The organism is Hydrogenophaga sp. GW456-12-10-14-TSB4 (assembly GCF_059424305.1).
On the sequence record NZ_JBWKZH010000008.1, the window covers coordinates 79,229 to 98,347 of the forward strand.

18 protein-coding genes are annotated in these 19,119 nt (G+C 69.7%); 8 read left to right on the plus strand and 10 right to left on the minus strand.

Features of this window, described 5'->3' with window-relative positions; all coding sequences use genetic code 11:
• Positions 1 to 192: 192 nt before the first annotated feature.
• Complete coding sequence (locus tag AC07ZS_RS06560) at positions 193 to 1,170, plus strand: LysR family transcriptional regulator (protein ID WP_494797777.1); 978 nt, start codon at positions 193 to 195, stop codon at positions 1,168 to 1,170.
• Between the two features lie 12 nt (positions 1,171 to 1,182).
• Here AC07ZS_RS06560 and AC07ZS_RS06565 read toward each other — a convergent pair whose 3' ends face one another.
• The gene (locus tag AC07ZS_RS06565; RefSeq protein WP_494797778.1) at positions 1,183 to 1,893 is read right to left on the minus strand and encodes a response regulator transcription factor; all 711 of its coding nucleotides are present in this window, start codon (positions 1,891 to 1,893) and stop codon (positions 1,183 to 1,185) included.
• Positions 1,894 to 1,977: 84 nt separating this feature from the next.
• Here AC07ZS_RS06565 and AC07ZS_RS06570 point away from each other — a divergent pair, with 84 nt between their 5' ends.
• The 3 genes from AC07ZS_RS06570 to AC07ZS_RS06580 all read left to right on the plus strand — a co-directional run bounded on the left by AC07ZS_RS06570 (position 1,978) and on the right by AC07ZS_RS06580 (position 7,420).
• A complete protein-coding gene (locus AC07ZS_RS06570; RefSeq protein WP_494797779.1) occupies positions 1,978 to 3,906 on the plus strand; it encodes a sensor histidine kinase in 1,929 nt (642 codons plus the stop codon).
• A 119-nt stretch (positions 3,907 to 4,025) separates the two neighbouring features.
• Entirely contained in the window at positions 4,026 to 6,581 is a 2,556-nt protein-coding gene (locus AC07ZS_RS06575) for an autotransporter outer membrane beta-barrel domain-containing protein (protein WP_494797780.1), read from the plus strand.
• The gene (locus AC07ZS_RS06580; protein WP_494797781.1) at positions 6,569 to 7,420 is read left to right on the plus strand and encodes an alpha/beta hydrolase family protein; all 852 of its coding nucleotides are present in this window, start codon (positions 6,569 to 6,571) and stop codon (positions 7,418 to 7,420) included. The genes AC07ZS_RS06575 and AC07ZS_RS06580 overlap by 13 nt, the downstream gene beginning before the upstream one ends.
• Positions 7,421 to 7,451: 31 nt before the next feature.
• Here the strand turns inward: AC07ZS_RS06580 and AC07ZS_RS06585 are convergent, their stop codons facing one another.
• Positions 7,452 to 7,826 carry a dihydroneopterin aldolase gene (locus tag AC07ZS_RS06585; protein WP_494797782.1) on the minus strand — a complete coding sequence of 125 codons (375 nt, stop codon included), beginning with the start codon at positions 7,824 to 7,826 and terminating at the stop codon, positions 7,452 to 7,454.
• 17 nt (positions 7,827 to 7,843) lie between these two features.
• Complete coding sequence (locus AC07ZS_RS06590) at positions 7,844 to 8,632, minus strand: SDR family oxidoreductase (protein ID WP_494797783.1); 789 nt, start codon at positions 8,630 to 8,632, stop codon at positions 7,844 to 7,846.
• A 28-nt stretch (positions 8,633 to 8,660) separates the two neighbouring features.
• Between AC07ZS_RS06590 and AC07ZS_RS06595 the strand changes: the two genes are divergently transcribed.
• Genes AC07ZS_RS06595 through AC07ZS_RS06610 form a run of 4 tightly spaced genes read left to right on the plus strand, consistent with a single transcriptional unit; the run spans position 8,661 to position 11,472 of the window.
• Positions 8,661 to 9,776: a class I SAM-dependent methyltransferase gene (locus tag AC07ZS_RS06595; RefSeq protein WP_494797784.1), complete on the plus strand. Its 1,116-nt coding sequence runs from the start codon at positions 8,661 to 8,663 to the stop codon at positions 9,774 to 9,776.
• 2 nt (positions 9,777 to 9,778) lie between these two features.
• Complete coding sequence (locus tag AC07ZS_RS06600; protein ID WP_494797785.1) at positions 9,779 to 9,973, plus strand: DUF2905 domain-containing protein; 195 nt, start codon at positions 9,779 to 9,781, stop codon at positions 9,971 to 9,973.
• A gap of 11 nt (positions 9,974 to 9,984) precedes the next feature.
• Positions 9,985 to 10,431 (plus strand): thioredoxin TrxC, encoded by a 447-nt coding sequence (gene trxC, locus AC07ZS_RS06605; RefSeq protein WP_494797786.1) that lies wholly within the window; start codon positions 9,985 to 9,987, stop codon positions 10,429 to 10,431.
• A 51-nt stretch (positions 10,432 to 10,482) separates the two neighbouring features.
• Positions 10,483 to 11,472 carry a glucokinase gene (locus tag AC07ZS_RS06610; protein WP_494797787.1) on the plus strand — a complete coding sequence of 330 codons (990 nt, stop codon included), beginning with the start codon at positions 10,483 to 10,485 and terminating at the stop codon, positions 11,470 to 11,472.
• On the opposite strand, the gene AC07ZS_RS06615 is transcribed toward AC07ZS_RS06610, so the two are convergent.
• From AC07ZS_RS06615 to AC07ZS_RS06645, 7 genes are all read right to left on the minus strand, one after another.
• Complete coding sequence (locus tag AC07ZS_RS06615) at positions 11,463 to 12,368, minus strand: mechanosensitive ion channel family protein (RefSeq protein WP_494797788.1); 906 nt, start codon at positions 12,366 to 12,368, stop codon at positions 11,463 to 11,465. The genes AC07ZS_RS06610 and AC07ZS_RS06615 overlap by 10 nt on opposite strands.
• Before the next feature lie 105 nt (positions 12,369 to 12,473).
• Positions 12,474 to 13,856: an alpha,alpha-trehalose-phosphate synthase (UDP-forming) gene (gene otsA / locus AC07ZS_RS06620; protein WP_494797789.1), complete on the minus strand. Its 1,383-nt coding sequence runs from the start codon at positions 13,854 to 13,856 to the stop codon at positions 12,474 to 12,476.
• Positions 13,856 to 15,670, minus strand: coding sequence for a glycoside hydrolase family 15 protein (locus tag AC07ZS_RS06625; RefSeq protein ID WP_494797790.1), 1,815 nt, complete (start codon positions 15,668 to 15,670; stop codon positions 13,856 to 13,858). Before AC07ZS_RS06625 ends, otsA begins: the two co-directional genes overlap by 1 nt.
• Entirely contained in the window at positions 15,667 to 16,410 is a 744-nt protein-coding gene (otsB, locus tag AC07ZS_RS06630; RefSeq protein ID WP_494797791.1) for a trehalose-phosphatase, read from the minus strand. The genes AC07ZS_RS06625 and otsB overlap by 4 nt, the downstream gene beginning before the upstream one ends.
• A gap of 104 nt (positions 16,411 to 16,514) precedes the next feature.
• A complete protein-coding gene (locus AC07ZS_RS06635; RefSeq protein WP_494797792.1) occupies positions 16,515 to 17,792 on the minus strand; it encodes a multifunctional CCA addition/repair protein in 1,278 nt (425 codons plus the stop codon).
• A 41-nt stretch (positions 17,793 to 17,833) separates the two neighbouring features.
• Positions 17,834 to 18,340, minus strand: a complete 507-nt coding sequence (locus AC07ZS_RS06640; RefSeq protein ID WP_494797793.1) for a DinB family protein — start codon at positions 18,338 to 18,340, stop codon at positions 17,834 to 17,836.
• 7 nt (positions 18,341 to 18,347) lie between these two features.
• Entirely contained in the window at positions 18,348 to 19,037 is a 690-nt protein-coding gene (locus AC07ZS_RS06645; protein WP_494797794.1) for a glutathione S-transferase family protein, read from the minus strand.
• Positions 19,038 to 19,119 lie beyond the last annotated feature (82 nt).

Consider the following 19,119-nt stretch of genomic DNA (forward strand, 5'->3'; position numbering starts at 1 on the left):
AATAAGTCCGCTGTCGCGACGCCTTCAATTCAGTTAAGGGGCGCAACTATAAGGGCACGGTATATGCGTTATCTGGTGCAGGGTTTTCCCCAAATAGGCGCATTGCCCCACGCTGGACTCCAATACCCCCAAACCGGTGCGCCCGTTTCCAGCGCGTTGCACCACGCTGGGGCGACGCCCCCCGACAAGACCATGACCAATCCAGCCACCCGAACCCTGATCAATTTGCGCCAGCTCGAGGTGCTGCGCGCCGTGATGCGCTACCGCACGACCACCGGCGCCGCCGAAGAACTGGGCATGTCGCAGCCCGCCGTGAGCAACGCCATCAAGCTTGCCGAAACCAAGGTCGGCGTGGCCCTGTTCGACCGCGTCAGCAACCGCCTGCTGCCCACCGCCGACGCGCAATTGCTGCTGGCCGATGCCGAGCCGATCTTCCGCCTGCACGAGGCGATCCAGCGCAAGGCCTGGGACCTGCGCACCGGTCGCGCGGGCGTGTTGCGCATCGCGTCCACCGCCGAGTTGTCGCAGATGCTGGTGCCGCGCGTGCTGCGCCTGCTGCAGGACGAGCATCCCGATGTGCGCATCGCGCTGGAGACTGTGCGCATGGACGAACTGGTCGAGAGCGTGGAGAGCGGCAGCGCCGACATCGGCGTGGCCATGCGACCGCCCGCGCGCCCGAGCCTGGTGAGCGAGGTGCTGATCGAGTCGGAGCTGATGTGCATCTGCCCGCCCGACGATCCGTTGGCGAACATGCCGGTGCTGACCCCGTTCGACGTGCACGGCCGCGACATCATCGGGCCCGCATCGGGCGCGCCGCTGGGCGTGTTGCTGGACGCCGCCTTCGAGCGCTTTGGCGAGCGCTACAGCCCGCGCATCGAAGCGCGTTTCTCCAACGTGGCCGCGCCGCTGGTGGAGCAGGGACTGGGCATCGGTTTCGTGGACGAACTCACCGCGCGCCACCGGCCGCACGCCGGTTACTCGGTGCACCGCTTCAGCCCGCGCGTGCCCATCAAGGTGTGCGCGCTGGTGCTGCGCGACAAGCCGGTGCAGCGCATGGCGCAGGCGTTTCTCGATCTGGCGCGCGGGTTTCTTCAGGCCCAGCTGGACCCGCGCTCGGCGACGCCGCCGGCCACGGAAGAAGGCGACGAAGTGCGCAAGCCGATGGCTTGAGGGGCGTCAAGCTCAGCCGGCACCGGTGTCCAGCAAGTACCCCTGGTTGCGCACCGCGCGCAGCGGCAGGTGCAGGCCGCATTCGCGCACCACCTTGCTGCGCAGGCGGCTGATGATGACCTCGAGGCGGTGGCGGTCCATTTCATCGGGATGCAGCCCCATGGCCAGCGCCAGGTCGATCGGGCGGCACACGGCGCCGGCCTTGTCCATGAGCTGCCGGAGAACCTGGCCTTCGTTGACCGAAAGGCGCAGGCGAGCGCCGTTGGGCGCGATCAGATGGCCGCTGAGTTCGTCGGTGGACCAGCCGCCGGTGGCCGCCGCGGGCACCGCCGGTGCGGCCTTGAGCGCGGCGAAGCGCGCGCCCAGGCGTCGCAACACGAGCGCGAGTTCGTCCATGTCCACCGGTTTGACGAGGTAGGCATCGGCCCCGTCGGCCAGGCCCTGCAGCCGGTCGTCGCGCAGGCCGCGCGCGGTGAGCAGCACGATGCCGAGCTGTGCGTCGTGGGCGCGCAGGTACCTGCAGACCGACAGGCCGTCCTCGCCGGGCAGGCCGATGTCCAGCACCACGATCGCGCGCGGGCGTGTGGCGAGGTGGCGGTACAGCGCGGGCGCGGCCTCAAACGTCTCGACGGCGAATCCCATGTGACCGAGCTGGAAGGCCATCTCCTGGCGCAGGACGGCCTCGTCCTCGACCAGCGCCACGGTGTACGAATCTTTTTGCATGCAGGCAGTCGACGAAAATTGGCCGCGATGCTAACAAGAACTTGCTGCCTTCTCCTGTTTGTGTGTCTGTGGTGGGCCACCCCCTTGGCGTCGGCCGCCGCGCCGGCCGCGGTGGCGCTGGCGCCGGGGCAGCAGACGCTCTCGCTGGCGGGCCAGCTCCAGGCGAGCGCCCCCGGTGCGGCCTACGCCACCCCCGAGGCGGCGCTGGCGGGCTACCGGGCCGGCGATTTCCAGCCCGTGCCGGGCCACCTGGGGCGCGGTTACCGCCAAGCGCCGGTGTGGCTGGCGTTGACCGTGGACCTGAATGCCCTGGGCATCGAACCCGCCGTGCTGGAGGTCGGCCCGGCCTTCCTCGACCGTGTCACGGCCTGGCTGGCCGTCGACGGCGGGCGCTTGCAGCCCCTGGGCAACGCGGGCGATCAGGTGCCACCGGACCAGACGCCCCTGCGCGGGCTCAAACCCGCTTTCTTCCTGCACCCGCCGCACGGGCCGGCCACGGTGCTGCTGCGGCTGGACACCACCAGCACGCAAGTCGCCATGGTCACGCTCCACCGGCTGGAGGGCTATCTCGCGCGCACAGCCATCGAACATCTGGTGCTGGGTGGCGCGCTGGCGATCGGCCTGACGCTGGTGCTGGTCGCGCTGGGTCAGTTCGCCACGCAGCGCAAGCCGGTCTACCTGCTCTGGCTCGCCTACGTCGGCGCCACCACCGGCGTCTGGTTCTGCGTCGACGGTCTGGCCTACCGCCACCTGCCTTGGCGCGACCTGTCGCAGGTCAACACGCTCACCAGCGCGCTGGCGATCCTGTCGCTGGCGTTTCCGTTGCTGCTGATCACGCGCCTGTTCGACCTGCGGCGGTGGGTGCACCGTGTCCTGGCTGCCTGGGGCTGGCTGCTGATCGTTGCCACGGTGCTGGGCGTGCTGTTCGGTTCGCTGCAGGTGCCGGGGCTGATGCATTTGTTGAGTTCACCGCTGCTGCTGGTGGCGGCTGGCGTGATCGTGCAGCAGATGCTGCGCGGTGAGCGGCTGGTGCGCCGCTACGGTCTGCCGTTGCTGATCCTCGCGCTGTTGTCGTTGCACAACCTGGGTGCCAATCTCGGCTGGTTCTCCTATGGCTACGTTGCCCTCTACGGCTGGCAGGTGGCCGGCCTGTGCAACCTGATCCTGCTGCAGTGGGGTTTCATCGATCAGGTGCGGCGTCGCAACCGGCAACTCGAGGCCGAGCGGCATGCGCTCAACGACCAGCTGTCGCACCAGAACCAGGTGCTGGAGGCTCGCGTGGCCGACCGCACGCAGGAACTGCAGGCCGCGCTGACGCAGGTGCAGCAGGCCGAGACCCGCCAGCGCCAGCTTTTGAGCATGGCCTCGCATGAGTTCCGCACGCCGTCGGCGGTGATCAAGGCTTCGCTCGACTCGCTGCGTTACCTGCGGGACCAGATCCCGGCCGACGTGGCGCAGCGCCTGGCCAACATGCGCCAGGCCAGTCAGCGGTTGATCGAGCTGGCCAACGACCTGATCCGGCAGGACCGGTTGCAGGACCGGCTGGTCGACCCGGCCCTGCGCGAACGGCTGGAGCTGGGTGGGTTGCTGCGCGAACTGGTGGCGCAGTACCCGCACGCCGGCTGGCTGCGGCTCGCGCCCACGTCGCCCTGCTGGGTAGACGCGGATCCCGCGTTGCTCAGGATCGCGTTGAACAACCTCGTGCACAACGCCGAGCGGCATGGCCAGGGCGCGGCGCACGGCGTGGAGGTGCGCCTGAGCGTCACGCCCGACCAGGCCCACGTGGCGGTGGCCGATCAGGGCCCCGGTGTGCCGGAGGCCGACCGGGATCGCATCTTCGAGCGCTACGTCAGCGCCGCCGCCGACCCGGGCTCCGGCCTGGGCCTGCCCATCGTCCGTGACATTGCGCACACACATGGCGGCGGCGTTGCGGTGCACGGTGCGCACCCCTCGGGCTGTGTTTTCGTGTTCAGTCTGCCCAGCCGCACGAGGGAGAACGCCGCCGCAGGTTGACAAGGGCACGGCCACGGGGGGACGGAGGCTCTCGGAAACGAGAGTTTCGGGTGAGCTTGCGGGCAAGGCGGCTGCGCAGAATTCGCGTCGTTTTCCCTTCAGACCACAACGCACCTGCCATGCCCCGCACCACCCACGCACGCCGCCGCGCCGGCTTTCCGCGCACCGCCTTGTCTCTCGCCGCCTGCAGCCTGCTGGGCGGCTTCTCTCCGGCCGCCCTGGCCAGTTGCCCGGCCAACCAGGTTTCTTCGGCCTACTCGGTCGCCTCAGGGAGCACCGTGGCCTGCGTCGAAATCGTGGACAGCCTCATCACCGGCGTTGCCCACGCCGATGCGGCCATCAGCAACCAGGGCACCGTCACCGGCGGCCTGTACGTCACGGGCAATGTGTTGTGGAACTCGACGTTCGGCAACACCTTCGGCATTCGCGGTCTGCCCGGCAGCGCCTTCGGCGCCATCGTGATTGCCGACGGCGCCCGGTTGCAGTACGGCGCCAGCGCGGGTGCAGCAGCCACCCATCAACAGTACGCACTCGCGTTCTACGGAAGCCAGGCGACCCTGATCGACAACGCCGGCACGCTCGGTGGCAGCACCGGTTCGGGCGGGGTCGTTCCGGGCTCCATCATCGGGCTTCGGCTCGACAGCGCGACCTCGGTCGGCACCGTCCTCAACCGCGCCACGGGCACCATCCTCGGAGAGGGCGGCCCGGCGGTCCAGGTGATCTCCGGATCGACCATCTCGACGTTCAACAACGACGGCCACATCGAAGCCAGTTACGACGCCGCCGTGCTCGTCAACGGCAGCGGCAGCCGAATCACCACCTTCAACAACACCGGCACCCTGAGTGGCGCGATCAAGTCCGAATCGGGCGGGCTGTTGTCCACGCTGAACAACAGCGGCACGATCCAGCCGGGTGTGCTGGGCGATGCGATTCTGATCGAGGCCACGGCGGCGGCGGGCACCGTCATCAACAACAGCGGCGCCTTGTTGGGCAAAGTCAAGCTCAATGCCGCCAGCACCCTCAACCTCGACGGCAACACCGCGCGCGTCTCCGGTGCCGTGAGCGGCGGTGCGCTGTCGGTCGTCAATGTCAACGGCCGCTTCACGAGCGAAAACACCTTCTCGGTGGGCCGCCTCAACGTCGCGTCGGGCGGCGCGTTCGCCCTGGGTCACGCTGTTACCACTCAAAATGGTTTCACCAACGAAGGCACGGTTTCGGTCGCGCCCGCGTTGACCGCGACCATCAACGGCGATTACACGCAGCTCGCCAACGGCATCCTGAGAACCACGGTCACCGACGACACCACCTACGGCAAACTGGTGGTCAACGGCACCGCCAACCTGCCGAGCAACGCGCGCATCGACGTCAACGTCACCAACCCGAACTTCAACTTCACCGCGGCTGGCTTGTCGGGCGTGCTCAGCGCCACCACGCTCAACAGCGACGGCAGCTTCTCGGTGACCGACAACTCGTTGCTGTTCGACTTCCGGGCCGTCAAGGCCGGCAATTCGGTGGACCTCGTCTTGCGGGCTGCGCCGCCCAGTGACGGTGGTGGTGGCGCCACCCATGTCGTCAACGCCGTGGTGTCCACCCGCAACGATCCCGGTCTGGGCGCCGCGCGGGTGATCGATGCCGTCATCGCCGCCAACCCCGGCAGCGAGCTGGCCAGCGCCTTCGTTCCACTCACCACGCAGCAAGAAGTCTCCGATGCCGTGAGCCAGACACTGCCGTTGCTCACCGGCGGCTCGATGGTGGCGGCCAACGCTGCTTTCTCCGGCATCAACCGCGTGGTGCAGGCGCGCATCGAAACCAACCGCGGCCTGTCCTCGGGCGACACCTTCCTGGGCGACGGCAAGGTCTGGATGAAACCCTTCGGCTCCTGGGCCGGCCAGGACGACACCGCAGGCGTCTCGGGCTACAAGGCCAGCACCTCCGGCTTCGCACTGGGTGCAGACGGCACGGTGTCAGCCCACACCCGCATGGGTGCGGCTTTCGCCTACGCCAACAGCAGCACCGACAGCCGCTCGCTGGTGGCCCCGCAGCGCAACAGCGTCGATGTGTTCCAGCTCATCGCCTACGGCAGCCACAGCCTGGACGAGCGCACCGACGTGAGCCTGCAGGCCACGCTGGGCCAGAACCGCAACAAGGGCCAGCGCCACATCGCGCTGACCAACGCCACGGCCAGCGCCCGCTACGACAGCCTCAGCGCCCATGTGGGCGCCGGCATCGGCCGCAGCTACACGGTGGGCACCCGCTCCACGCTGACACCGAGCCTGCGCGCGGACTACACCTGGGTCCGTGATGCCGCCTACCGCGAGTCCGGGGCCGGCGCGCTCAGCCTCAACGTTGACCGCCGCAGCACCGACATGTTGGTGTTGGGCGGTGACCTGAAGTTCAGCCATGGGTTCGGCGAGCGCACCACGCTCGTGGCCAACACCGGCCTGGGCTACGACGCCTTCAACCGCCAGGCCGCCATCACCGCCGCCTTTGCGGGTGCGCCGGGCGCCGCGTTTGTGACCTACGGCCTGAAGCAGGACCCTTGGATCGGTCGCGCCGGGCTGGGCGTGGTGCACACGACCGCACAAGGCCTGGAGATCACCGCGCGCTACGACGCCGAGTTCCGCCAGCGCTTTCTCAACCAGACCGCCTCCGTCAAACTGCGTTGGGCCTTCTGAGTTCGCGCGGGGCCGCCGCAGGGTGGGCACTGGCGGCCCTGTTGCTCGGCGGGTGCGCGGGCATCCCCTCGCCGATTGAACGCCTGGAAGCGGCCGACCGCCTCGCGGCCTCACAGGGCTGGCAACGCACCTGGCTGGAGGGCGGCGCGTTCCGCTTGGCCGCTTACCACCCGGCCATCGCCGCACCGACCGGGCCACTCACGGTCTACCTCGAGGGCGACGGCCTGGCCTGGATCAGCGCCGACCAGGCTTCGGTTGACCCCACCCCCTCCGATCCTCTGGCGCTGCGCCTGACGATGGCGCAGGGCGGTGATGCGGTGGCCTACCTGGGACGGCCATGCCAGTACGTGGGTGCCGCCGTGACGGGCTGCCCGCAACGCTACTGGACGCAGCAGCGCTTCGCCCTTGACGTGGTGGACGCCACGTCGCAGGCCCTCGACCAGCTCAAGCGCCGCTTCAGCGCCCATCGCCTGCGGCTGGTCGGCTATTCGGGCGGGGGCACGGTGGCCGCCCTGGTGGCGGCACGCCGCAACGATGTGGACCTGCTGGTCACGGTGGCCGGCAATCTGGATACCGCCGCCTGGACGGCCTGGCACCGTGTGACTCCGCTGAGCGGCTCGCTCAACCCGGCCGACGAGACCGACGCGCTGTCGCGGGTGCGCCAACATCACTTTGCGGGCGGCCAAGACCGCACCGTGCCGCCTGGGCTGTTGACGGGCTTTGTGTCGCGCCTGCGTGCCTCGGCGCCGGTGCGCTGGCACCTGGAGCCGACGTTCGATCACCGATGCTGTTGGGAGCAGGCCTGGGCACAGCGGCTGCAAGCCGCCGCCGCTGAATGAAAAAAGCGCACCATCGGACCTTGTCGGCGGTTCACCACTGACCGCTTTCCATGCGGATGGCGACCTCGCAGTCGTCGAAGATCTCCAGCTTGGCGATCTTCACGCGCACGCCGATCACCCCGGGCAGCTGCATCAGGCGGCGCGTGAGCTTGCCGATCAGGCTCTCCAGCAGGTTCACGTGTTCGGCGGTGCACTCGTCGATGATGATCTGCCGCACCTTGCGGTAGTCCAGCACGTGGCCGATGTCGTCGTCGTGCGGCAGCAGGGGCTGCGTGCCCTGGTTGAGCTCGGCATCGACCTGGATCGGTTGCGGGCTGGATTTCTCGTGGTCCAGGATGCCCAGGTTGGCGTCGAAGCGCAGCCCCGTGAGCGTGAGGATCTGGTTGCCGGCGGCGGAGGCGTTCATGGTGGGCTGGCGCTGACTCACATCAGCGAGAAATCGCGCTCGAAGCGCATCAGGTGCTGGCCGCCGTCCACCAGCAGGGTGGTGCCGGTGATGGAGCGGTTGTCCAGCGCGAAAGCCACGGTGGCGGCCACGTCCTGCGGGCTGGACGAGCGGCCCAGCGGCGACTGCTGGTGCAGCTCGGCGAACTTCTCGTCGCTCAGCAGGTGGCTGGTCAGCGTGAGGCCGGGCGCCACGCCCACCACGCGCACGCGCGGCGCCAGGGCCAGCGCGAGCATGGTGTTGGCGGCTTCGAGCGCGGCCTTGGAAAGGGTGTAGCTGAAGAAGTCCGGGTTCATGTTCCAGAGCTTCTGGTCGAGCAGGTTGACCACCGCGCCTTCGGCCTGCCGCGCGTCCAGGTGCGCGTGCAGGGCCTGTGCCAGCAGCACGGGCGCGCCGGTGTTGGCGCGCAGGTGCTGCTCCAGTGCGGCGAAGCCGAAGCTGGAGGCGCTGTCGTGCTCGAAGATCGAGGCGTTGTTGACCACCGCGTCCACCCGGCCGAAATGCGCGACCACGGCCGGCAGCAGGGCGCGCACGCTGGCCTCGTCGCCGAGGTCGGCGAAGAAGGTGCGGGCGCTGCCGTCGCGGCCGCTGCGCAGGGCGCAGTCGTCGGCGGTGCGGCGCGCCTCGTCGGCGGAGTGGCGGTGGTGCACCGCCACGTTCCAGCCCGACTGCGCCAGCGCCAGCGCGATCTCGCGGCCCAGGCGCTTGCCCGCGCCGGTGACGAGCACGGTGCGGGTGGCAACAGCGGGTGTGGTGGCACTGGGCATGAAGGACAATCCGGGGGTGCAGAACCCCATGGCAACAGAATCCGAGAGTTTAACGAGCCCCCTGCTGGCGCGGGTGCGTTCGGCCGTCGCTGCGAGCGGCGGCTGGCTGCCGTTCGACCGTTTCATGGCGATCGCCCTCTACGAGCCCGGCCTGGGCTACTACGCGAATGCGCTGGCGAAGTTCGGCCACCTGCCGCAGGGCGGGAGCGATTTCGTGACCGCGCCCGAGCTCACCCCCTTGTTCGGCCAGGCCCTCGCGCGGCAGGTGGCCCAGGCGCTGGCCGCCAGCGGCACCGACGAGGTGTGGGAGTTCGGCGCCGGCACCGGCGCGCTGGCCCTGCAGGTGATCGAGGCCCTCGCCGAGCTGGGGCAGCCGCTGCGGCGCTACACCATCGTCGATCTCTCGGGCAGCCTGCGCGAACGCCAGCGCGCCACCCTGGCCGCGCACGCAGCGCAGGTGCACTGGGCCGATGCCTTGCCCGAGCAGCTGCACGGCGTGGTGCTGGGCAACGAGGTGCTCGACGCCATGCCGGTGCAACTGCTCGCGCGCGTGGACGGCGTGTGGCACGAGCGCGGCGTGGCGCTGGGCGCCGCGGGCGCCCTGGCCTGGGCCGACCGCGCCACCGATCTGCGCCCGCCGCTGGAGGTGGACGGCGAGCACGACTACGTGACCGAAATCCACCCGCAGGCCGAGGCCTTCGTGCGCACCCTGGCCGACCGCCTGGCGCGCGGCGCGGCCTTTCTGCTCGACTACGGTTTCCCCGAGGCCGAGTACTACCACCCGCAGCGCGCGATGGGCACCCTGATCTGCCACCGCGCGCACCGCAGCGACAGCGACCCGCTGAGCGACCCGGGCGAGAAGGACATCACCGCGCACGTCAATTTCACCGGCATCGCCCTGGCTGCGCAGGACGCCGGCCTGGACGTGCTGGGCTACACCAGCCAGGGCCGCTTCCTGCTGAACTGCGGCCTGCTCGACCTCGCGCAGCGCGCCGACGCGCGGCAGAACGCGATGATGCAGAAGCTCGTCAACGAGCACGAGATGGGCGAGCTGTTCAAGGTCATCGCGCTGGCGCCGGCGGGCAATGCGGCCGGCTGGGTGCCCCTGGGTTTCGCGGCCGGCGACCGCACGCACCGGCTCTGAGCATGATCCGCTGGATGATCGTCATCTTCCTGGCCCTGCTGCTCATCAGCTGGTTCACGCCGCTGCTGCACAAGCTGGGCTTCGGCCGGCTGCCGGGCGACTTCCGCTTCAAGGCCTTCGGGCGCGAGTGGTTCCTGCCCTTCGCCACCACCGTCGTGCTGAGCATGGTGGCCAGCCTGATCGGCTACCTGATCTGAGGGAGCGTCCCATGACCGCCGAGCTTCTGCACATCGTCTGCCCCCACTGCCACACCACCAACCGCCTCGCGCGCGAGGCCCTGGGCCAGTCGCCGGACTGCGGCAAATGCCACCGCGCGCTGTTCGACGGCCACCCGGCGGCGCTGGACGAAGCGGCCTTCGAGAAACACGTGAGCCGCTCCCAGGTGCCGGTGCTGGTGGACTTCTGGGCCCCCTGGTGCGGTCCCTGCCGCGCCATGGCGCCCCAGTTTGAGGCCGCCGCGCGCGAGCTGGAACCCCACGTCCGGCTGGCCAAGGTCAACACGAAAGAAGCCCAGGCCCTGGGCGCGCGGCTGCAGATCCGCAGCATTCCCACGCTGGCGCTGTTCGTGAACGGGCGCGAGGTGGCGCGCCAGCCCGGCGCCATGGGCGCGGCCGACATCGTGCGCTGGGTGCGCGCGAACCTGCCGCGCGCCTGAGCCCGCCCGACGCGGTATGGTCGGGGCTTGTCCGACCTTTTCTCGCGCACCATGCCTTCAACATCCCGACAAGGCCGACTGCTGGCCGACGTGGGCGGCACCAACGCCCGCCTGGCCTGGCAGGACGGCCAGGGCGCACCGATCGAGCACATCCGCGTGCTGCCGGTCGCCGATCACGCCAGCCTGCAGGCCGCCATCCGCGTCTACCTTGGTGGCCTGGGCCGCCAGCCGGCGGCGGCGGCGATCGCCATGGCCAACCCCGTCACGGGCGACCTCGTGAGCATGACCAACCACGACTGGTCGTTCTCGCAGGCGGCCCTGCGCGACGAGCTGGGCCTGACCACGCTGCGCGTGCTCAATGACTTCACGGCCCTGGCCCTGGCCCTGCCGCACCTGCCCGCGCACGAGCTGCGGCAGGTCGGCGGCACTGAGGCCGTGCCCGGCGCGGCCATCGCCCTGCTCGGCGCGGGCACCGGCCTGGGCGTGTCGGGCCTGCTGCCCGACGGCGCAGGCGGCTGGGTGCCGATCGCGGGCGAGGGCGGCCACGTGACGCTGCCCGCTGCCACCGCGCGCGAGCGCGTGCTGATGGACGCGCTGGTGCGCCGCCACGGCCATGCCTCGGCTGAGCGCGTGGCCAGCGGCACCGGCCTGCTGGAGACCTGCCAGATCCTGTGCGAAGCCGATGGCGTCGAGGCTGGCACGTTCACCAGTGCCGCCGCCGTGACCGAGGCCGCGCTGCAAGGGGCACACCCGCAGGCGCTGGAGGCCCTGCAGATCTTCTGCGCGGTGCTCGGCGCCGTGGCTGGCAACCTCGCGCTCACGCTGGGCGCGCGCGGCGGCGTCTACATCGGGGGCGGTGTGGTGCCGCGCCTGGGCGCCTGGTTCGACACCTCGCCGTTCCGCGAACGCTTCGAGGCCAAGGGCCGGTTCGCCGCGTACCTGGGCCGGGTCCCGGTTTGGGTGATCACCGCGCCGCAATCGCCCGCGCTATTGGGGGCCGCGTGCGCGCTCGACCGCCCCCTGCTGATGCGTCAGGACTGAGGGACGTTCGAGATCTGGAACGCGGCGGCTCTGCCTTGCCGGTCCTGCCCGGCGTACACGGTCATGTGGGGGTACGGAATCTCGATGCCATTTTCATCGAAAGCGGCCTTGAGGCGGCGCAAGTATTCGCGCTTGATGCCCCATTGTTCCAGCGGGCGGGTGCGGAAACGACAGCGAATGATCACGGCCGAGTCTGCCCAGTTCTCCACGCCAGCGATTTCCAGGTCGGCCAGCAAACGTGACTCGAATGCCGCGTCGGTGCGCAATTGATGTCCCACTTCGCGCATCACCGTCATGACCTCATCCACGTTCTCCCGATAGGCCACGCCGATGTCCATGACTGCGTTGCTGAAGCCGCGCGACATGTTGATCACCGTCGTGATGGTGCTGTTAGGAACGTAGTGCACATTGCCGCTGTAGTCTCGCAGTTGCACGTAGCGCAATGTCACTTCCTCCACGGAGCCGGAATGATCTCCCACCTGAACCACGTCGCCCTGGCGTATCTGGTCCTCCAGCAGGAGGAAGAAGCCGGTGAAGTAGTCTTTCACCAGACTCTGTGCACCAAAGCCCACGGCCAAGCCCACCACACCCGCTGCGCCCAGGATCGGTGCGACAGACACACCCAGCTCCGCCAGCACTAACATGGCGGTGACCAGGCTGATGACCACGGCAATCAGATAGCGAATCACCCGGCCCAGGGTCTCCGCCCGCTTGGCCGATTCACGGTCATCCATTCGACTGGCGATGCGCTCCCGCAACTTTCGCACGGTGCGCTGCAGCAGCCCGGTCGTCACCCAGGCGGCGATCACGATCAGCGTGATGCGAATGGCGATCGTGGTGAAGCCGCCAAACGTATCCCACCAGCGGGCGGCGATCTCAATGTACTGGTCGTTCATCAGGTCCTCCTAAGAAGAAAAGAAACACGGGCGCCGGCCTCGCGGCCGGCGCCCCCGCCCCCCCCCCCCCCCCCCCCCCCCCCCCCCCCCCCGCCGTGAAGGGTTCTATGTGTTGGGAATGGCCGCCAGCGCGGCCAGGAAGCGCTCGCGCCACCAGTGCACGTCCTGCTCGCGGATGCCCTGCAGCAACGCCTGATGGCGGCGCTGGCGCTCTTCCCGCGGCATCTGCAGCGCGCGCTGCATGGTCTCGGCCGTGCGCGTGGTGTCGTACGGGTTGACCAGCAAGGCCTCGCGCATCTGCTCGGCCGCGCCGGCAAACCGCGAGAGTACCAGCACACCCGGGTCGTCCGGGTCCTGCGCGGCGATGAATTCCTTGGCCACCAGATTCATGCCATCGCGCAGCGGCGTCACCAGCGCCACGCTGGCGGCGCGGTACAGGCCGGGCAGGCGCTTGCGCGCCACGTTGCGGTGGATGTAGCGCACCGGCATCCAGTCCAGCTCGCCGAAATTGCCGTTGATCGCGCCGCACAGGCTTTCCAGTTCCTGCAGCAGCGCGGCGTAGGCATCCACCGTTTCGCGGCTGGGCGAGGCGATCTGGATCAGCGTGGCGCTGCCCAGGTTTTCCGGGTAGGCCTGCAGCAACTGGCGAAACGCCTTGAGCCGCTGCGGCAGGCCCTTGGAGTAGTCCATGCGCTCCACGCCCAGCAACAGGCGGCGGCGCGAGTACTCGCTGCGCATCTGCTCGAACATCTCCTGCGACTCGCGGCCCTTGCCCAGTTCGGTGAACTCGTCCACGTCGATGCCGATCGGGAAGGCCTGCGCGCGCAGCGTCTTGCCGAAGGCGCGGAACTCGTGCTCGCCCAGGATGTCGGCCGGGGTCTCGGTGCCCACGTAGCGCGCGAAGTGCGACACGTCGGCCTCGCTCTGGAAGCCGACCAGGTCGTAGGCGAACAGCGAGCGCATCAGCCAGTCGTGCTCGGGCACGGCGGCCAGCATCAGCGGCGGCGGCAGCGGAATGTGCAGGAAGAAGCCCATGCGCTGCTCGCAGCCCATGGCGCGCAGCTCGGCCGCCAGCGGGATCAGGTGGTAGTCGTGCACCCAGATGACGTCGTCGGGCCGCAGCAGGGCCTTGAGCTTGTGCGCGAACATCTGGTTCACGCGCCGGTAGCCGCCGATGTAGCCGGCGTCGAAGTCGGCCAGGTCGAGGCGGTAGTGGAACACCGGCCAGAGCACGCCGTTGCTGTAGCCCAGGTAGTAGCTGTCGTGGTCCTCGCGGCTCAGGTCCACCGTGGCCAGCTGCACCTTGCCCGCGTTCTGCAGGTGCAGCTCACCCTCGCCGGGCGTGCCGTCCTCCACCACCTTGCCGCTCCAGCCGAACCACAGGCCGCCCGAGGCTTCGAGCGCCTGGCCCAGCGCCACGGCCAGCCCGCCCGAGGCGGTCTTGCGCGGGTCGGCGATGCGGTTGGAGATGACGACGAGACGGCTCATCAGATCACCGAATCCCAGCGGGCCGAAAGGCGCACCGCGGCGTTGATGATGCCCACCATCGAGTAGGTCTGCGGGAAGTTGCCCCACATCTCGCCGGTGGTGGCGTGGGTGTCTTCCGAGAGCATGCCCAGCGGGTTGCGCGCGGCCAGCATGGTCTCGAAGATGGCGCGCGCCTCGTCGGCGCGGCCGGTGCGCGCGAGCGCGTCGATGCGCCAGAAGGTGCAGATGTTGAACGCCGTCTCGGGCTTGCCGAAATCGTCGGGGGCCTCGTAGCGGCGCATGAACGGGCCGTCGCACAGGTGCTTCTCCAGCGCGTCCAGCGTGGAGAGAAAGCGTGGGTCCATCGGGTCGATCATGCCCACTTCCACCATCAGCAGCACGCTGGCGTCGAGGTCGCGCCCGCCGAAGCTCTCGGCGAAGGCCTGGCGCTCCTCGTTCCAGGACTCGCGCAGGATGCGCTCGCGCATGGTTTCGGCGTGGCTTGCCCAGTAGGCCGCGCGCCCGGGCATCTCCAGCGAGTGCGCGATCTTGCCCAGCCGGTCGCAGGCGGCCCAGCACATCAGGGCCGAGCTGGTGTGCACGCGGGCCCGTGTGCGCAGCTCCCACATGCCGGCGTCGGGCTGGTCGTAGATGCGCAGCGCGCGTTCGCCCACCGCCTCCAGCTGCTCGAACTCGGCCAGCCCGGCGCGGTGCAGCAGGCGCTCGTCGTGGAAGGCCTGCGCCGCCGCCAGCACGATGTTGCCGTACACGTCGTGCTGGAAATGTTCCTGTGCCTGGTTGCCCACCCGCACCGGCCCCATGCCCCGGTAGCCGGGCAGGGTGTCGCAGATGCTCTCCGGCAGCTCGCGCTCCAGCCCGATGCCGTGCAGCGGCTGGATGTGGCCGCCGCCCGCGCCCACCACCACGTTGGCGAGCCAGCGCAGGTAGTCCTCCATGGTGCCGACCTCGGACAGGCTGTTGAGCGCGCGCACCACGAAGAAGGCGTCGCGCAGCCAGCAGTAGCGGTAGTCCCAGTTGCGTTGCGTGCCGGGCGCTTCCGGGATGCTGGTGGTCATGGCGGCGACGATGGCGCCGGTGTCTTCGTACAGCGAGAGCTTGAGCGTGATGGCCGCGCGGATCACCGCCTCCTGCCACTCCAGCGGCACCGCCAGGCGCCGGCTCCAGTTGCGCCAGTAGGAAAGGGTCTCCTGCTCGAAATGGCGCGCCGTGTCGCCGATGCCGGTCTCCAGCGTCTCGTCCGGGCCGAGCATGAAGTTGCATTCGCGTGTGAGCAGGAAGGGCGCGCGCGCGAGCACGTGGCTGATGGAGGCGTCGGTGTGCAGGCGCAGCGTCTGCCCCTCGCCGACATAGCGGATGTGGTTGCTGCCCGAGGTGATGGTGGGCGCGCTGCGGCCCCAGTCGAAACGCGGCTGCACGCTCACGCGGATGCGCGGCGCGCCCTTGAGCGGGCGCACGCGGCGCACCAGCTGCGTGGGGCGGAAGTAGCGCCCGCGCGACGGAAAGCGCGGGGCGAAATCGGTGATCGACAGGCCGTTGCCCTGGTGGTCCCAGAGCTCGGTCACCAGCACGGCGGTGTTGTGCTCGTAGCGCTGGGTGGCCTCGGCCAGGCCCTCGATCTCGATCGCGAAGGTGCCCTGTCCGCCGTCGTCCGCGCCCAGCAGGGCGTGGAACACCGGGTCGCCGTCGAAGCGCGGCAGGCAGCACCAGACCACGCGGCCGTGGGGATCGATCAGCGCGCTGAACGCGCAGTTGCCGACCATGCCCAAGGAGAGCGAGGCGGCGGCGGGTGGGACAAAACCGGGCGTGGGGCTCATGGGCGGGCGCTGGAGAGTGGGAAGGCATCGGCCAGCCAGGCGCGCAAGGCCTCCGGACTGGGGCAACGGTGGCGGGCCAGGCTCGGGCCGTCGCCCACCTTGATGCCTTCGCCGCCCAGGCGCTGCACCACGTCGAAGCCGGCCTCGTCGGTCACGTCATCGCCCGCGAACACCGGCACGCGGCCGGTGAAGGGCGCTTCCTGCATGAAGGCCTCGATCGCAGTGCCCTTGCTCACACGGGCGGATTTCACTTCCAGCACGGCCTTGCCGTGCAACAGCTGCAGGCCGGGCTCGTCGGTCAGGGCTTGTTGCAAGGTGCTCATGCACAGCGCTTCCAGCCGGGGCGCCTGCCGGTAGTGCAGGGCCATCGAGGTCTGCTTGCGCTCCAGCAACAGGCCGGCGTGGTGCGTCACCAACTGTTCGGCCGCTGCGATCGCGCGCGCCAGCCCGCTCGGGCGCGTGGTGGCGGCACCGCCGTGGGGCGACAGGCGCACCGCCCCGTGTTCAAACGCCGCCGGCCAGGGCCAGGGCGAAGCCAGCATGGGCTCCAGGTCTTCGCGCGCCCGCCCGGTCACCAGCGCCAGCGCACCGTCCAGGTGCTGGTGCAGGCCATTCAGCAAGGCCACCAGCGCCGGCGGAATCTCCACCGCATCGGGCCTTCCAGCCAGGTCGGCGAGCGTGCCGTCGAAGTCCAGAAACAGCGCGGACCGGTCGGTCAGCAGTTTTGGCAGTGTGCTCATTGGTCCCTACCGTAACAGGGTGAGCGCTTCCATGGCGTGAAAAATCGTTTAACCCACCTCGCGGGTGAGAGACTCCGGCGCCGGTTGACGGCGCGCGCCAGGCCTCAATCGCCTGGGGTGCCCAGGGCCTGCGCCACGGCGGTGACGCGGGCGCGGTGGATGCGTTCGCCCACGCGCGGGCCGCTCAGGCCGTCGGCCTGGGCCTGCGAGGCGACCACGGCCGTGTCCACCGAGCGCGCGGCCGCCAGCGCCCGCGCCAGCCGCTCGCGCTGCGGGTAGGGCTCGTCTTCCAGCCCGAGGCGGCCGCGCGCGTCGCATTCGCAGGCCAGCAGCACCTCGTGAAAACGCGCGGGCTTGCGCAGCGCGTCGCAGCGCTCCAGCAGGCGCTCCACCGCGCCGGCGCTGAAATCGCCGCTGCGGTGGATGTTGCCGTGCTCGCGCGCCACCACGTCGGCGATCTCGCGGCAGTCGGTCGGCACGCGCAGGCGCTCGCACACGCCCTTGAGCAGGCGCGCGCTGCGCTCCTCGTGGCCGATGTGGCGCGGCAGCACGTCGGCCGGCGTCGTGCCCTTGCCCAGGTCGTGGCACAGGCAAGCGAAGCGCACCGTCAGCGGTGCGGCCAGGCGCGCGCTCATGTCCAGCACCATCATCAGGTGCACACCGGTGTCCACCTCGGGGTGGTACTCGGCGCGCTGCGGCACGCCCCAGAGCCGGTCCACCTCGGGCAGCAGCCGCTGAAGCGCGCCGCACTCGCGCAGCACCTCCAGCATGCGGCTGGGGCGCTGCTCCATCAGGCCGCGCGCCAGCTCCTGCCACACGCGCTCGGCCACCAGGTGGTCGACCTCGCCGTTGGCCACCATCTCGCGCATGAGCGCCCCGGTTTCGGGTGCCACCGAAAAGTCGGGGAAGCGCGCGGCGAAACGGGCCAGGCGCAGGATGCGCACCGGGTCTTCCGCGAACGCGCCGGTCACGTGGCGCAGCACGCGCTCGCGCAGGTCGCGCTGGCCGTGGTGCGGGTCGATCAGCGGCGCGCGGGCCGGGTCGTCCGCGTGCTCGGCGGCCACCGCCATGGCGTTGATGGTGAGGTCGCGCCGCGCGAGGTCGTCCTCCAGCGTGACGCCGGCCTCGGTGTGGAACGCGAAGCCGTGGTAGCCCGGTGCCGTCTTGCGCTCGGTGCGCGCCAGCGCGTATTCCTCTTTGGTCTTCGGGTGCAGAAAGACGGGAAAGTCGCGCCCCACCGGCAGGAAGCCCTCGGCCGCCATCGCCTCGGGCGTGGCACCGACCACCACCCAGTCGCGGTCCGCGTGCGAAACGGCGGGGGTCTCCGAGGCGCGCGCCATCAGCGCGTCGCGCACCGCGCCACCCACGAGATAGGTTTTCATGGGGGCGAGTGTAGGCGGTGCGGCCATCGGCCGCGACGGGATCAGCCGCGCGCAGTCGCCCGGGACGCGTCGATCTTTCCGAGCAGCCATTGCAGACCGGCCAGGTGCTGCTGGTCGTGGCTGCAGAGGTAGTGCACCAGCCCGCGCAGGGTCACGGCCCCATAGCCCTCGAACACCGCGGTGCGGTCGAACTGTTCGGGTGCCAGTCCGGCCAGCAGGGTCACCGTCCGGGCCCGCGCGGCCCGGAAGTCGAGCAGGGCCTGCGCAGCGTCGGCCTTGCCGTAGGCGCGTTCGATGACCAGGGCGTCGGTGTCGATGGAGGCCAGGGTCGGATGGCTTTCATCCCGCGTGCGCTGGAACCGCACGTGGTAGCCGTCGATCTCGATGTCGCGGACATGGCAGACCTGTTCGAGCGCGGTCAGCGGCTCGCTGGGAACACCTGCCCAGGACGCTGGAGCCCACTGTGTGAACCCGCTGGGGATGGCCGCATAGTGCGCCTCCAGCTGGCTCGGGAAGGCCTCCAGGGCGGCGAGGGTGACGGTGTTCATCACCTGCTCAACGCCCCAGCCGGTACGGCTCATCGAAGTCGATGAAATCGTGCTCGGCCAGCGCCTCGTCCACCCAGGCCTTCACGCCGGGCAGTGCGCGGACGCGGGCCACATAGGCCGCCAGGTCGGCGGGCAGGGGCAGCTCGTAGGTGGCGATGCGCATGCAGACCGGCGCGAAGTACGCGTCCGCGATGCTGAAGTCCCCGAACAGCAGGCCCCCCGCAGGCTGGGCCGCGAGCAGCTCGCTCCACAGCCCGCACAGGCGCGCCACATCGGCGCGCACGTCGGGCTTGTCGCGCCAGATCAGGCGGCCGATCTCGGGCAGCGATGCCTCGATGTTCATGGGGCAGTGGTTGCGCAGCGCGCCAAAGCCGCTGTGCATCTCGGCGCAGACGCTGCGCGCCCGTGCCCGGGCCTTCACGTCCCGGGGCCACAGGTGCTTCTCGGGAAAACGCTCGGCAAGGTACTCGGCGATCGCCAGCGTGTCCCAGATGGCGAAGCCGTCGTCCACCAGCACCGGCACCTTGGCAATGGGGCTGACGGTGCGCAACTCCTTCTTGAACTCCGAGTGGGTGTCGAACGAGTCGAAGCGGACCATCTTCTCTTCAAACGGGATGCCGGCCTGCTTCATGAGCACCCAGGGGCGCATGGACCAGGACGAGTAGTTCTTGTTGCCGACGTAGAGCTGCAGTGCCATGGAAGGGTCTCCTGTTAGAACCGCCCATGTTAGAGGGTCGCCGGCGCCGCATTGATGCCAAAACGCCGCTCGATTGATTCGC